The following is a 12,569-nucleotide window of genomic DNA, read 5'->3' as shown; positions in this document are numbered from 1 at the left end:
ACAAACCCTTTTGCTCGCGATGGCGCAGGGTCAGGTGACAGAGGGCTTAAGGCTGCGCGAAAGCCCAGCCGTCCAAGCCTCGATCATCGCTTCTCCAGTCGGCCTGAACCGCTCATTGCCGCCCATGTAATGGCGCATTTCAACCATGGCCAAGTCCATCCCATGAATGACCTGCTCCAGCAACTCCTTGCAACGCCCTTCGGTCAGGTTGCACGCCGAGCGGCCAAACCCCACCAACATTTTGTATTTGGGCCAGGCTTTGGAGCCGCCCAGCAACAGCGCCATATTGTCATTGCGGATATACACCGCCGTGCTGACGATGTCATAGGCTGGCGCGAGCCTGACTGACGCATCAACGCCGCAATGCTCATAAAGCACTCCGAAATTTTTCAGGTGCGCATCACCATTTTTCAAGCCGGCCGAGAGCGCAACAATTTTGAACAAGGACTCCAGCGCCTGATTGAGCAAATGAGGTGAAACGAAGGCCTTGATCTGCCGGGCCGCGCCTTCATACGAACCGTCGTATTTGGTCCTGGACGGCGAGCCGTTAAGAACACAAAAATCCTCAAAACCCAGATAGTTGCCGGTGCCCAGCACATCAAAGCGTTTAACGATTAGAAACTTGCCGCGCTCGCTCAATTCGAACTCCGGCACTTCAAGCCCCGCGTGCTGCGCGGCTCGCATGCAAAAGAACTCATTCGCCGCCAATTCCGGAAACTCGTCGGCGCGAAAAGCCTTGATTAAGTGAGTGGCGCCCCGGTGGGTCAGGCGATCGACGGTCGATGCGCTGTCGCGTACCAGTACCTTGGGTTGTACGCCCGAAACCCCTGAATATTGTCCATAGGTGTGCAGCAAATCGTCGAACAAACCTTCAGCACCATCGTGCACCAGCAAGTCCGCCAGGCTGGTTTCAGGCGGCCCGCCGTCGGTCCGCCAATGACCGATGCCAACCCGGCCCAACTGATGGGGACCGACGATGGCAAGCATGGCGAAGTCGTCAAAGCCACGCACCGCTTTGCTGAAGCGACGGACCAGCTCATCACGCAAGGCGCCTTCCGGCAAATTCATTTCAAAGATTGGCGGTACACCTGACTCCCAGGTGTAACTTTCAAGGCGCACCGGCATCGTCAGCGAAACGGACTGCTCTTCACACGTGCTGGTGGCGTAAGTGAACACGGAGTCAGTGCGCTGTTGCCCTCGTCCCAGAACACCAACGGCCGTTTCGCTGACCGAGACTTGCAGCCTGTCCAGGCCTTGCTCATCAGCCATGGAAAGAGTCCTTTTTCAGTGAGTCGAGTGTAGGGCGCTTCGTGGGTCGGGCAACTGCCGTCAGCTCGTAGCCAAAACCATTGAGAATCGCTTCGACCTTACGAATCCCGACCTCAGCAATGGTGTTGTTTTCGATGCCAGAAATCGTGGCACGGCTCATGCCATATTGCGCGGCCAGGACCTGCTGAGAGAGGTTGTGTTCTTTGCGCAGACGTCTGATCAACTCACCGAGGGTCTTCATGCTTAGATTCCGCATCGTATACAGTGCAAAATTTCTTACAAGCATCAAATGCACTGCATTTAATTCAAATTTAACGCGAGTGTAGCGTATCCACAGGGCCCAGGTCAGATTCAGATCATGGTCAACCCGCGCAACCGCTCAATGTCGAGGATTTCGATCTCGCCATAACCGAGGTGGAGAATGCCCTGGGCCTGCAAGTCCTTGAGGATCTGGTTGGTGGTCTGGCGGGACAGCGAGAGCATCAGGGCCAATTGCTCCTGGGGCAGTTGCAAGAGCCGGCGCGCCGGTTCGATTTCGCCGTAGCCTTCGGCGATCTGCAGCAAGCGGTGGGCCACCCGGGCCGGGGCGGGCATCAGGCTCAATTGCTCAAGGTTGATGAAGGTCAGGCGCAGTTTGTGACTCATCAACAATGCCAGATGCCGCCAGTAGATCGGCTGCGCTTCCAGGAAGGCCAGCAACGGCGCCTGCGGCACATGCAGCAACGTACATTGACCCACCACGATCGCATCATGGGTCCGTGGCTGGCCATCGAACAGGCAGATTTCACCGAACCAGTGGGGCGCTTCGATCATACTCAGCAGTGCCTCCTTGCCCTGCTCGTTCACCGCGCCTACCCGTACCGCGCCTTCCAGCACAGCATACAGGCCGCAAGGCGGATCGCCGCGCTTGAACAGCCCATGGCCCGGCGGTAGGCGGCGCACCCGCGACATCGCCAGCAGACTATTCTGTAACTCAGCAGGCAAATGGCTGTACCAGTGACCGGCCATCAGGTGCGAGTGCCAGGGATGCGCGTTCATGGAAACTCCGGGACAAGTGTCGGCTAGCTGACAGAACATCGTGTGGAACCTGGGCATCATGCAGGCATCACCTCAGGAGGAACAACAATGAAAAGCCTCGTCGATCATCTCAGTCAATATGCCGCGTACCACCGTGATCCGCGCAACATCGCCAGTCATTTCATCGGTATTCCGCTGATTGTCGTCGCCGTCGCCGTGCTGCTGTCACGGCCCGGCTGGCCAGTGGGCGCGGTGCTGGTATCGCCGGCGTTGCTGGTGGCCGTGGCCAGTGCCTGGTTCTATCTGCGCCTGGAAGTGCGCCTGGGTGTGCTGATGACGGTGCTGCTGGGCCTGGCGGTATGGCTGGGCCAGACACTGGCCGCGCAAAGCACGACGGTGTGGCTGGGCAGTGGCCTGGGGATGTTTGTGCTGGGCTGGGTGATCCAGTTCGTCGGTCACTATTACGAAGGCCGCAAGCCGGCGTTCGTCGATGACCTCGCCGGGTTGATTGTCGGGCCGTTGTTCGTGGTGGTGGAAGCGGGTTTCCTGCTGGGGCTCAGGAGCGATCTGAAGCGAGCCATTGAAGAACGCGCAGGACCGGTAGCCTTGCGCAACCAACGTTCGGCGGCGTGAAAAACAACGTCATACTCGCCGGCCCCTCTGTGGGAGCGAGCTTGCTCGCGATTGCGCTCGGCCAGACACATCCGTGTCGACTGACCCACCGCTATCGCGAGCAAGCTCGCTCCCACAGGAGTTAGGCCCTACCGCTCAGGCGTTACAGGGTGCCGAACTCGATCCGCACCGTCAGCGCACCGGTGTTATCGCTCAAGCCTGCTCCGTATTGCCCAGTCAGGTCATCGTTGATGCACAGTTGCAGCTCGCCTTGCTCGCTGGCAGGAACCTGCCCCAGGTCACCGACCAGGAACGGCGCTCCACCGTTGCCCACACGGCCAATCAAGGCGCCTTCGGCTGCACCGGGCAACGCATAGCTGGCGTAATCGATGTGCCGCGAGCCGCCGTTCCCATCCACATTGCCGCCTTGCGGGCTGGCACACCATAACCCACTGACGTAGCGCACCAGGCGCGGCACCAGCCCGTTGACCTGCACACCGGTGCCCTGCCAAGTTTTATTGGCCTGGACTTGCATCGTCACCGCCTTCAAGTCATTGGCCACGGTATCCCCAGCCTGGAACGACAGCGCCGCAATCGTCAGGCTCGGGTTCGAGGTGCCCGTGCTGGGGAAGACGCCATCGCCCACCAGGAACAGATTCTTGTGGTCCCAACTGCGCTGGTATTTATCCACGACCGACTTTTTGGGGTCATCGCCCATGCGGTAAGTCCCCATCAGGTGACCGGCGCCCTGGAAGCTGTAGGGCACCTCATCGTAAGTGAAGCATCCAGGCCCGATGATGTCCGTCAGTTCCTGGGCACCGAGCAAATCCTCGATGATATGCGTCGCCAATATTTTCGCCTGCTGGAAACCTTTCATGGTGTACGGGGAGAGGTTGTAGTGGATTTCCGGCCGAACAATGCCGAGCCCATCCGTGAGGTTATCCGTCGAGGGCTGGATATAGCTGTCGGAGTGATCGGGATCCTCCTCCACCTGCTCCACTAAAAAGCCAATCCGGAACTGGCGGGTGAAGACGTCGTTGAGCTTGCGCACCAGCGCCGTTCCCGATAGCAATGTGTTACTCGGGTTGGTCTTCCCAACGTTCGTCCCGTCGATAAAGTCAGCCACTGTGGTGTAGGGGTCACCGGCAGGCCAGTTCCAACCTTCGTTGCCAATCTCGATACGCCAAGCCGCGCGGTCGCTGCGAAAGGCGCCGTCGCGCAGGCTTTCAATGCCAGCCGTCGATAGCGGTCCCCGATAAGGAAAAATCGCCTTGCCCTCGGGCATCAGCCCCCAGGCCAGATAAATGGGATGGTCAGCCAGGCTGCGGCCTACCTGGCCGCTGCTGTTGGCGACGCCCTTGGACCAAACGTCAGTCTTGGAGTTGAGCAACAGTTTCGGTGTTTCGATCGCATGGGCGGCGATCACATAGCGCTGTGCAACGGCCACGCCTGTTCCAGTATTGGGACCGTCTTCCAACTGATACTGCATGAACTCGATGCCATTGACGTTGCCGTCGACGCCAACGGTTACCTTGCTGGCCACGGTCCGATAAAGCACTCGGACCTTGCCAGTGTTCAACGCCTTGTTCATGGTCACGGTGGCGTCGTACTTGGCCTGGATCGGGCAGATCGGCGTGCAGTTGGTGTTACCGGCGCATACCCGGCGCCCGGCATAAGGCTCAGAGTTGCGCCCGGCCGGCGTAGGGCTGACCACCAGCGGCAAATTATCGAACGTCTGCCCCGTGACGGCGGTGACAAAGCTGCCATCGACCAGGGATAACGGAATGCTGCGCATCGGGAACGCATAACCCTCAGGAAAGGTCATCCCCAGATAGGCTTGGTCAGCGACGTTGGCCGACACCCCGATTTCCGCTTCCGCCCGGCAGTAGGCGCTTTGCAGATCGTCATAACCAATCGGCCAGTCCACCCCGACGCCATATTTCGACCTCAAACGAAAATCGTTCGGCACCATGCGCAGACAGGTTCCGACCCAATGCCATGTCGTGCCGCCACCTACTCGTTCATAAGTACTCGTGAAGGGCAGCGGGCCCTTTTGCACCAAGTAGCTGACCTGCGGATTGTTCCAGTTGTCATCGAGCAGATCGGCAATGGTCGCGCGCGGAGCGTTCAGTTTGGCCGGCCCGGTGAGGTGTCGGTCTAGCGTCGTACTCGGGGGATAGGGTGACTCAGGGGTTTTCAGCGTCGCGGTATAGAAACGCTCCAGATACTGAGCACGATTGACCGGTATCTCCGGCCCCGATTCGAGTACTAGTACATCAATACCGGCCATGCCCAACTGATAGGCAATGATGCTACCGGCCAGACCTGCGCCAACGATCACCACTTCGGCTTGTTCGGTACTCATGACAACGCTCCTTGCTGTCCGTTGGCGGATACGCCGGTCAAATCTTCAAGGCTGGAGGGCGCGCTTTTCCAATACCCAAAAAACGATTCGCTGTAGCCCATCGGGTGGGCCTGGGCGATTTTCCAGGCCCAGCTGTGGATGTAGGCCTGATCGGACACCACCGCCGAATCATCTTTCTTGAAAGGTGCCATATCGAACGGTTGATACCAGACGCCCAACAACCAGAGCTTCATGATCGAGCGCGCTGCCAGCACGGTGTCTGGAATCGTCGGTTGCATGTTGAACTTCAGTATCTGCTCGGCGATCTGGTCGGGCGGTACCTGGTCAGCCACCAGCGTGGCGTATTGAGTCAACAGCGTGTTGAGCACCGCGGAAGGGATTCGCGCAGTGATGTAATCGAGAAAAATCGGCGGCAAACCGACCGGGTCGATCTGTGGTGCCAAACGATCCGCCGAGATGCCAATCAGGGCCGACGACAGGCCTACGAAATTATCCAGATTGCTGCTCATTGCTTGGCTCCTTGTCCACTGGTGGACTGTGCGCGTTCGAGCAAATAGGTGAAGTCCGCGAAGCTGGTACGCGGAGATTCGGTGACATGGGTGGCGGCATTGCCGTGACACGCCATGCAACTGGAAGACCCTTGGGGCACGGTGCCCTGGATGTAGGTTTCCAGCGTGGCGTTGGCGAGGAACGAGGGGGCGGGACTGCCCAGCGGGTTGGCAGCCGATACCTGGCAGTTCTTGGGCGGATCTGACGGCCACTGAGTACTGATCAGTTGATAGTTCGCCCAGACGCTCTGTGGGTTCACCGTACGCAACAGCGCCTGATAGGTGCTGTTCAGGGCCTTGGTGGCGTCGGTCAGCGGCACTTCCCGCACGATCTGCGAGGGAGTCGCCTTGACCGCCGGGTTCCATGGCCGTGGCGGCGGCTGGTTGATGTCGCTTTTGCTGGCTGCGTTGTAGAACAGATAAGGCCCCGTCCGCTGGGCCACAGGCGTGGTTTTTTCCGGCACGTTTTTGACATGCTCAAAGGTTGACCAGACCCACTGCGCCGCGCTGGCGGTCTTATGGACCATGTGCAATCCCACCAACCCGACCGGCTCGGACACACACGACTCCTCGACAATCGGCCCATGGCTCGGGTCGTTGTTGCCCGGGGTGTAGACCAGTGCATCGACAGTGTGGAAATCCTGGCGGTTGTCGTTGGGGCCCAGCACTTTCCACGACGCCTTGACCATCACCGCGCCGACCTGTTTGGTCTCGGTGGAGCCGCAACTGAAGGCCACAGTGTTGTTCGGGTTGGCGGCGAAGAACTTCTGCTGGCCTTCGATGCTGTACAGGCCGTTGTCGACGATGCCGTTGAACATCGATTGGTTAACCACGATTTCGTTGCGCGTGTAGGTGCCGTTCTGGTCCACCAACGGACCGCTCTCGAAGGGTTGGATAAACTCATCCAGCACATCGGGAACCTTGCCCATCTGCTGCAACAGGCGACCGGGCTTGAGCGACTTGCACGCTTCAGGGAGGGTCGCCGATGCGTTCCAGGGCAACGGAGCCTGGCCCTTGGCGCGGAAAATCTGGTAGCTCTCTTTCCAGCTTTCCCACACGGTGGCGCCATCCTGCTTGCCGATAGGCGTGCCGGTATTCGGCTCACCGTTATCCAGCGCCGGCCAGCTCAAGGCGATGAAGGTCTGCCATGACAGGTCATCGAAATCGCGCTGAAGACTGACCAGAGTGGGATGCTCGCCGGTAACCGTGACATCGAAAGGTATCTGCGGCGACAACGAGGGGGTGGCGCTGATGGAGGGGCTCAATAAAACGCTTATCAAGGCACAGCCAAATGGGCCGTGCCGACTGACTTCCATTCTCATACTCATCTCCTTGGCATCAGGCGCCAGGAGATAACACCGGTCCGTCATTAGACTCTTACTGCCTCCTGGCAACTCAGAGTCTAGGTAGGGTTTGAGAGGGGAAAAGGTGTTGGAGTAGAACCAATCGAAGCAAGGTCGGGCGGTGTTATTCGGATTCGGCTCGGGGTGTCAGTGAGGGCGCCATCGCGAGCAAGCTCGCTCCCACAGTGGATCTCCAGATGTTCACAAATTATGTGTTCACCGAAGCTCTACTGTGGGAGCGAGCTTGCTCGCGATGCTTTTGATCCTAAAGGTTGGCGACTTTCTGCCAGACCTTGGGCTTGAAGAACAACGTCTCCCCTTTCGCCAGGCCCACCAGGCTGTCGTGATCCTTCACCACTTCGGCTTCAATCAGTTCACTCTGGCCTTCCACTTTCAGGGTCACCCGGGTGGTGGCGCCCAGCGGGCGGATGTCGCGCACTTCGGCGGCGTGGTGGTCTTCCAGCTCCGAGCGCGACAGCGAGACTTCGTGAGGGCGGAACAGCACGTGCCGATCCTCACCCAAGTGCAGGCGATTCGAGTCGCCGAGGAAGTGGTACACGAAATCACTGGCCGGGTTTTCGTAGACATCACCCGGCGAGCCGATCTGCTCGATCACGCCCTTGTTCATCACCACGATCCGATCGGCGACTTCCATGGCCTCTTCCTGGTCGTGGGTCACGAACACCGAGGTCAGGTTGATGTCCTCGTGCAGCCGCGCCAGCCAGCGGCGCAGCTCCTTGCGGACCTTGGCGTCGAGGGCACCGAAGGGTTCGTCCAGCAGCAACACCTTGGGCTCCACCGCCAATGCACGGGCCAGGGCGATACGCTGGCGCTGGCCGCCGGACAGCTGCTCGGGGTAGCGGTCGGCGAGCCAGTCCAGCTGCACCATGTTCAGCAGTTCGTGGACCTTGGTCGCGATCTGGCTTTCGTTCGGGCGCTGATTCTTGGGCTTCATGCGCAGGCCGAAAGCGACGTTGTCGAACACCGTCATGTGGCGGAACAAGGCGTAGTGCTGGAACACGAAACCGACGTTGCGATCACGCACGTCGTGGCCGGAAACGTCCTCGCCGTGGAACACGATGTTGCCATGGTCCGGGGTTTCGAGGCCGGCGATGATCCGCAGCAGCGTGGTCTTGCCGCAACCCGACGGACCCAGCAGTGCGACCAGTTCACCGCTCTGGATGTCCAGGCTGATGTCGTCCAGGGCCCTGAAGGCGTTGAAATTCTTGCTGACGTTACGAACTTCGATCGACATGACTTATTCCTCCGCGGCGCTGGCGCGCAGGCGGTTGATTCGGTTTTCGCTCCACTGCTTGAGCAGCAGGATGAAGAGCGCCAGGATCAGCAACAGGCTCGCCACAGCGAACGCGGCCACGTGGTTGTATTCGTTGTAGAGGATCTCGACGTGCAGCGGCAGGGTGTTGGTCACCCCGCGAATGTGCCCGGACACCACCGACACCGCGCCGAACTCGCCCATGGCCCGGGCGGTACACAGCACCACGCCATAGATCAGGCCCCACTTGATGTTCGGCACGGTGACATGCCAGAACATCTGCCAGCCATTGGCGCCCAGCAGGCGCGCGGCCTCTTCTTCCTGGGTGCCTTGTTCCTGCATCAGTGGGATCAGCTCACGGGCCACGAACGGCACCGTGACGAAAATGGTCGCCAGGACGATGCCCGGCAGCGCGAACACGATCTGGATGTCGTGATCCGACAGCCACGGCCCGAACAGGCCCTGGGCGCCGAACATCAGCACGTAGACCAGACCCGCGATCACCGGCGACACCGAGAACGGCAGGTCGATCAGCGTCACCAGCATGCTCTTGCCACGGAATGAATATTTGCTCACGCACCACGCGGCACTGACGCCGAACACCAGGTTCAGCGGCACCGAGATCAGCACGGCGATCACCGTGAGCTTCAGCGCCGACAACGCGTCGGGTTCGAAGATCGCGGTAAAGAATGCCCCCAGGCCGGACTTCAGCCCCTGGGACACCACGATGAACAGTGGTAACAGCAAAAACAGCGCAAAAATCAGCCAGCCGAGGCCGATCAGCACGCGACGCGACGTCGCACTGCCGCGACGGGCGGCGTTGGTGGAGGCTGCGGAAATAGACGATTGGGACATGTTCGCGCCTCCTTATGGGGTTTCGATGCGCCGCTGCAGCAGGTTGATCAGCAGCAACAGGACGAAGGAAACCACCAGCATCAACACGCCGATGGAGGTGGCGCCGGTGTAGTCGTATTGGTCGAGCTTGACCATGATCAGCAGCGGCAGGATCTCGGTTTTCATCGGCATGTTGCCGGCGATGAAAATCACCGAACCGTACTCGCCCACACCACGGGCAAAGGCCAGGGCGAAACCGGTCAACCAGGCCGGCAGCAACGCCGGCACCAGGATGTGGCGGAACACCTGCCACGGCTTGGCACCGAGGCAGGCGGCGGCTTCTTCGACTTCACGGGGAATATCGGCCAGCACCGGCTGCACCGTGCGCACCACGAACGGCAGCGTCACGAAGGTCAGCGCCAGGGTGATGCCCAGCGGGGTATAGGCGATCTTGAAGCCCAGGTCAGTGGCGAACTGGCCCACCAGGCCGGTCGGCGCGTACAACGCCGTCAAGGCAATACCGGCCACGGCGGTGGGCAGGGCGAACGGCAGGTCGATCATCGCGTCGATGATCTTGCGGCCGGGGAAGGTGTAGCGCACCAACACCCAGGCCAGCAGCGTGCCGATCACGCCGTTGATGATCGCGGCGTACAGCGCGGTGCCGAAACTGAGCTTCAAGGCCGCCAGCACCCGTGGCGCCGAGATGATCGCCCAGAACTGCTCCCAGGTGAGTTGGGCGGCATGCACGAACATCGCCGCCAGGGGTATGAGCACAATCAGACTGAGGTACACCAGGGTGTAGCCCAGCGTCAGCCCGAAGCCGGGTATGACGGGGGATATGCGACGCGACATAGAAGTCCTTGGTTGAACACATGAAACTGTGGCGAGGGGATTTATCCCCGTTGGGCTGCGCAGCAGCCCCAAGTGTTATCTGCAATCGAAGTTTAGGGCCGCTGCGCGCCCCAACGGGGATAAATCCCCTCGCCACAGTTCTGTGTACGGCTTTATCTTTGGCTTGTTTGAGCCTGCTTCAGCTTACTGCGCCTGATAGATCTGGTCGAACACGCCGCCATCGTTGAAGAATTTCGGTTGGGCGGTTTTCCAGCCGCCGAAATCCTTGTCGATGGTCACCAGGTCCAGTTTCGGAAACTGGCGCGAGTACTTGGCGGCGACGTCCTTATCACGTGGACGATAGAAGTTTTTCGCGGCGATTTCCTGGCCCGCCGGGCTGTACAAGTGCTTGAGATAGGCTTCGGCGATCTCGGCGTTGCCTTTTTTCTCGGCGTTCTTGTCCACCACCGCCACCGGCGGTTCGGCGAGGATCGACAGCGACGGCACGACGATGTCGAACTTGTCGGCGCCGCCATCTTCCTTCAGCGCCAGGAAGGCTTCGTTTTCCCAGGCCAGCAACACGTCGCCCTGACCGTTGTTGACGAAGGTAATGGTCGAGCCACGGGCGCCGGTGTCGAGGATCGGCACGTGCTTGAACAGCGCTTGCACGTATTCCTTGGCCTTGGCTTCGTCACCGCCATTGGCCTTCAGGCCATAAGCCCAGGCCGCGAGGAAGTTCCAGCGCGCACCGCCGGAAGTTTTCGGGTTCGGGGTGATGACCGACACATCATTCTTGATCAGGTCGCCCCAGTCCTTGATGCCCTTGGGATTGCCCTTGCGCACCAGGAACACGATGGTGGACGTGTAAGGCGTGCTGGCATCCGGCAGGCGTGTTTGCCAATCCAGCGGCAGGGACTTGCCCAGCTTGGCGATTTCATCGATGTCGCCGGCCAGGGCCAGGGTCACCACATCGGCCCGCAGACCATCGATCACCGCCCGGCCTTGCTTGCCCGAACCACCGTGGGATTGCTGGATCTTCACGCTGTCGTCCGGGTGCGCTTTCTTCCAGAAACTGGCGAATTCGGCGTTGTAATCCTGATACAGCTCGCGCGTCGGGTCGTAGGACACGTTGAGCAGCTCGTAATCCTTGGCGACAGCGGAACCTGCAAAAACAGCACTGGCCAGCGCGGCCAGGGCATAACGACGAATGGACGACATGGTGAAAGCTCCTGGAATTCTGATGTTCTTATGGCTTCTGGAAATTCGTTTGGCTTGTAGAAAAAAGATCGCAGCCTTCGGCAGCGCCTACACCTAGCCCCCCGTAGGAGCTGCCGAAGGCTGCGATCTTTTGCTTTTCAAGACGGTTTATGGCTCGGCTGCTGCAAGCGGAATTTTTCCTTGCGTTCGATCTGGACCACCTGGGCGTTGTGCACGGTGATTTCCACTGCCCCAAAGCGAAGATCGCGCAACGCGCTCTGGATCTCCCGCAAGATGGTTGCTTCGTCCTGGCCGTCAACGCTACGTAGGGATGCGCTCATGCTGCTGCTCCTTGAATGAATGCCTGGCAGTGGGCGGCACTGCTTGCGGCGTGGAGCAATAGTAGATAAGCGCGGATATTCTTAAAAAGACTATTTAAGAATTTTTATATAACCAAAAAAACATCGAGCGCTCGGTGTCCTACGGCGGGTGTGTTTGCGAGCCTTTTTCCCTGCCAGGCTCTCGGATATTTCCTTCGAAACGCCGGGCTGTTCATGAACTAGGCAGCGTTCTGGGGCGCCGCTAACCTTTGTTCGTCATCGCAAAAAACGGTGACACGGACGTGCAAGTCCGGTTTTGGTACGCAATTGGTTATGGCTATTGACCGAGCATTTTTTTATGCTCGCGTCCGTTATGGCGATTGTGCGTGGGAGGCCTTCGGGTCTGCCGGCGGTACCGGACCGGTCTTGCACACCTACGCACAGTTGCCACCTCTTCGAATGCAAGCGAAAGGATGGCAACCCCAACTCTGGTACATAAATATGGTCAAGCCTTCACCTAATCCTCCGCAAAACGGCCACAAATCCCGTGTCCAAGCGCAGGAAGAAAAAAAGCTCGAAGACGCCGCCACCCGCGCCCTCGACTACTACCTCAAACCCCAACCCTCCCCGCCCGAACCTGACAAAAACCAGCTCTTCATCGTCTCCCCCCACATCGACACCGAAACCCTGCTGGCCAACGCCTCCGAAGACCTGCTGTCCATCAGCACCATCGCCGCCGACCTGGCTGACGACGTCGACGACTCACGCCGCTGCGTGGCCCTGGCGATCAGTCGCATGGCCGATGGGGTTCAGTTGTTGGTCGAGCGGGCGTTGGATGATCTGGAAACCAAGGGGATGGCGGCGCCTGATGCCAAGGGGTAACGCTGGCATTGATGCAGGCTGAGCTGACGCCATCGCGAGCAAGCTCGCTCCCACAGGGTTTTTCAGGTTCAACTCCAA

13 protein-coding genes are annotated in these 12,569 nt (G+C 59.6%); 2 read left to right on the top strand and 11 right to left on the bottom strand.

The features are described from left to right. Positions 1-30: 30 nt before the first annotated feature. The 3 genes from LOY70_RS00875 to LOY70_RS00865 all read right to left on the bottom strand — a co-directional run bounded on the left by LOY70_RS00875 (position 31) and on the right by LOY70_RS00865 (position 2,307). Positions 31-1,269 carry a type II toxin-antitoxin system HipA family toxin gene (locus LOY70_RS00875; protein WP_265032516.1) on the bottom strand — a complete coding sequence of 413 codons (1,239 nt, stop codon included), beginning with the start codon at positions 1,267-1,269 and terminating at the stop codon, positions 31-33. Beyond that, positions 1,262-1,510: a helix-turn-helix domain-containing protein gene (locus LOY70_RS00870; protein WP_265032515.1), complete on the bottom strand. Its 249-nt coding sequence runs from the start codon at positions 1,508-1,510 to the stop codon at positions 1,262-1,264. The genes LOY70_RS00875 and LOY70_RS00870 overlap by 8 nt, the downstream gene beginning before the upstream one ends. 110 nt (positions 1,511-1,620) lie before the next feature. Continuing rightward, on the bottom strand, positions 1,621-2,307 hold the full coding sequence (locus tag LOY70_RS00865) for a Crp/Fnr family transcriptional regulator (protein WP_265032514.1): 687 nt from the start codon (positions 2,305-2,307) through the stop codon (positions 1,621-1,623). An 87-nt stretch (positions 2,308-2,394) separates the two neighbouring features. On the opposite strand from LOY70_RS00865, the gene LOY70_RS00860 reads away from it, so the two are divergent. Continuing rightward, the gene (locus LOY70_RS00860; protein WP_265032513.1) at positions 2,395-2,919 is read left to right on the top strand and encodes a DUF962 domain-containing protein; all 525 of its coding nucleotides are present in this window, start codon (positions 2,395-2,397) and stop codon (positions 2,917-2,919) included. 142 nt (positions 2,920-3,061) lie between these two features. On the opposite strand, the gene LOY70_RS00855 is transcribed toward LOY70_RS00860, so the two are convergent. The 8 genes from LOY70_RS00855 to oscA form a co-directional block, all read right to left on the bottom strand. Continuing rightward, complete coding sequence (locus LOY70_RS00855) at positions 3,062-5,263, bottom strand: GMC oxidoreductase (protein ID WP_265032512.1); 2,202 nt, start codon at positions 5,261-5,263, stop codon at positions 3,062-3,064. Then, entirely contained in the window at positions 5,260-5,772 is a 513-nt protein-coding gene (locus LOY70_RS00850) for a sorbitol dehydrogenase (protein ID WP_123344682.1), read from the bottom strand. The genes LOY70_RS00855 and LOY70_RS00850 overlap by 4 nt, the downstream gene beginning before the upstream one ends. Then, the gene (locus tag LOY70_RS00845; protein ID WP_265032511.1) at positions 5,769-7,133 is read right to left on the bottom strand and encodes a cytochrome C; all 1,365 of its coding nucleotides are present in this window, start codon (positions 7,131-7,133) and stop codon (positions 5,769-5,771) included. Before LOY70_RS00845 ends, LOY70_RS00850 begins: the two co-directional genes overlap by 4 nt. A 286-nt stretch (positions 7,134-7,419) precedes the next feature. Further along, positions 7,420-8,409 (bottom strand): sulfate/molybdate ABC transporter ATP-binding protein, encoded by a 990-nt coding sequence (locus LOY70_RS00840; protein WP_025211192.1) that lies wholly within the window; start codon positions 8,407-8,409, stop codon positions 7,420-7,422. 3 nt (positions 8,410-8,412) lie between these two features. Then, positions 8,413-9,282, bottom strand: coding sequence for a sulfate ABC transporter permease subunit CysW (cysW, locus tag LOY70_RS00835; protein ID WP_192264286.1), 870 nt, complete (start codon positions 9,280-9,282; stop codon positions 8,413-8,415). Positions 9,283-9,294: 12 nt separating this feature from the next. Further along, a complete protein-coding gene (cysT, locus tag LOY70_RS00830; RefSeq protein WP_013692011.1) occupies positions 9,295-10,113 on the bottom strand; it encodes a sulfate ABC transporter permease subunit CysT in 819 nt (272 codons plus the stop codon). Between the two features lie 183 nt (positions 10,114-10,296). After that, positions 10,297-11,310: a sulfate ABC transporter substrate-binding protein gene (locus LOY70_RS00825; protein ID WP_123344679.1), complete on the bottom strand. Its 1,014-nt coding sequence runs from the start codon at positions 11,308-11,310 to the stop codon at positions 10,297-10,299. Positions 11,311-11,447: 137 nt separating this feature from the next. Next, positions 11,448-11,630: a sulfur starvation response protein OscA gene (gene oscA / locus LOY70_RS00820; protein WP_003186967.1), complete on the bottom strand. Its 183-nt coding sequence runs from the start codon at positions 11,628-11,630 to the stop codon at positions 11,448-11,450. Positions 11,631-12,110: 480 nt separating this feature from the next. Here oscA and LOY70_RS00815 point away from each other — a divergent pair, with 480 nt between their 5' ends. Continuing rightward, positions 12,111-12,491 carry a DUF6124 family protein gene (locus LOY70_RS00815; RefSeq protein WP_265032510.1) on the top strand — a complete coding sequence of 127 codons (381 nt, stop codon included), beginning with the start codon at positions 12,111-12,113 and terminating at the stop codon, positions 12,489-12,491. Positions 12,492-12,569: the final 78 nt, after the last annotated feature.

Origin of the sequence: Pseudomonas sp. B21-054 (assembly GCF_026016345.1) — a bacterium.
Lineage (GTDB): Bacteria > Pseudomonadota > Gammaproteobacteria > Pseudomonadales > Pseudomonadaceae > Aquipseudomonas.
This window is presented reverse-complemented; position numbering and strand designations above follow the sequence as displayed.

Coding starts and splice junctions, on each gene's coding strand:
- LOY70_RS00875 (WP_265032516.1), bottom strand. CDS start 1,269: ATGGCTGATGAGCAAGGCCTGGACAGGCTGCAAGTCTCGGTCAGCGAA.
- LOY70_RS00870 (WP_265032515.1), bottom strand. CDS start 1,510: ATGAAGACCCTCGGTGAGTTGATCAGACGTCTGCGCAAAGAACACAAC.
- LOY70_RS00865 (WP_265032514.1), bottom strand. CDS start 2,307: ATGAACGCGCATCCCTGGCACTCGCACCTGATGGCCGGTCACTGGTAC.
- LOY70_RS00860 (WP_265032513.1), top strand. CDS start 2,395: ATGAAAAGCCTCGTCGATCATCTCAGTCAATATGCCGCGTACCACCGT.
- LOY70_RS00855 (WP_265032512.1), bottom strand. CDS start 5,263: ATGAGTACCGAACAAGCCGAAGTGGTGATCGTTGGCGCAGGTCTGGCC.
- LOY70_RS00850 (WP_123344682.1), bottom strand. CDS start 5,772: ATGAGCAGCAATCTGGATAATTTCGTAGGCCTGTCGTCGGCCCTGATT.
- LOY70_RS00845 (WP_265032511.1), bottom strand. CDS start 7,133: ATGAGAATGGAAGTCAGTCGGCACGGCCCATTTGGCTGTGCCTTGATA.
- LOY70_RS00840 (WP_025211192.1), bottom strand. CDS start 8,409: ATGTCGATCGAAGTTCGTAACGTCAGCAAGAATTTCAACGCCTTCAGG.
- cysW (WP_192264286.1), bottom strand. CDS start 9,282: ATGTCCCAATCGTCTATTTCCGCAGCCTCCACCAACGCCGCCCGTCGC.
- cysT (WP_013692011.1), bottom strand. CDS start 10,113: ATGTCGCGTCGCATATCCCCCGTCATACCCGGCTTCGGGCTGACGCTG.
- LOY70_RS00825 (WP_123344679.1), bottom strand. CDS start 11,310: ATGTCGTCCATTCGTCGTTATGCCCTGGCCGCGCTGGCCAGTGCTGTT.
- oscA (WP_003186967.1), bottom strand. CDS start 11,630: ATGAGCGCATCCCTACGTAGCGTTGACGGCCAGGACGAAGCAACCATC.
- LOY70_RS00815 (WP_265032510.1), top strand. CDS start 12,111: ATGGTCAAGCCTTCACCTAATCCTCCGCAAAACGGCCACAAATCCCGT.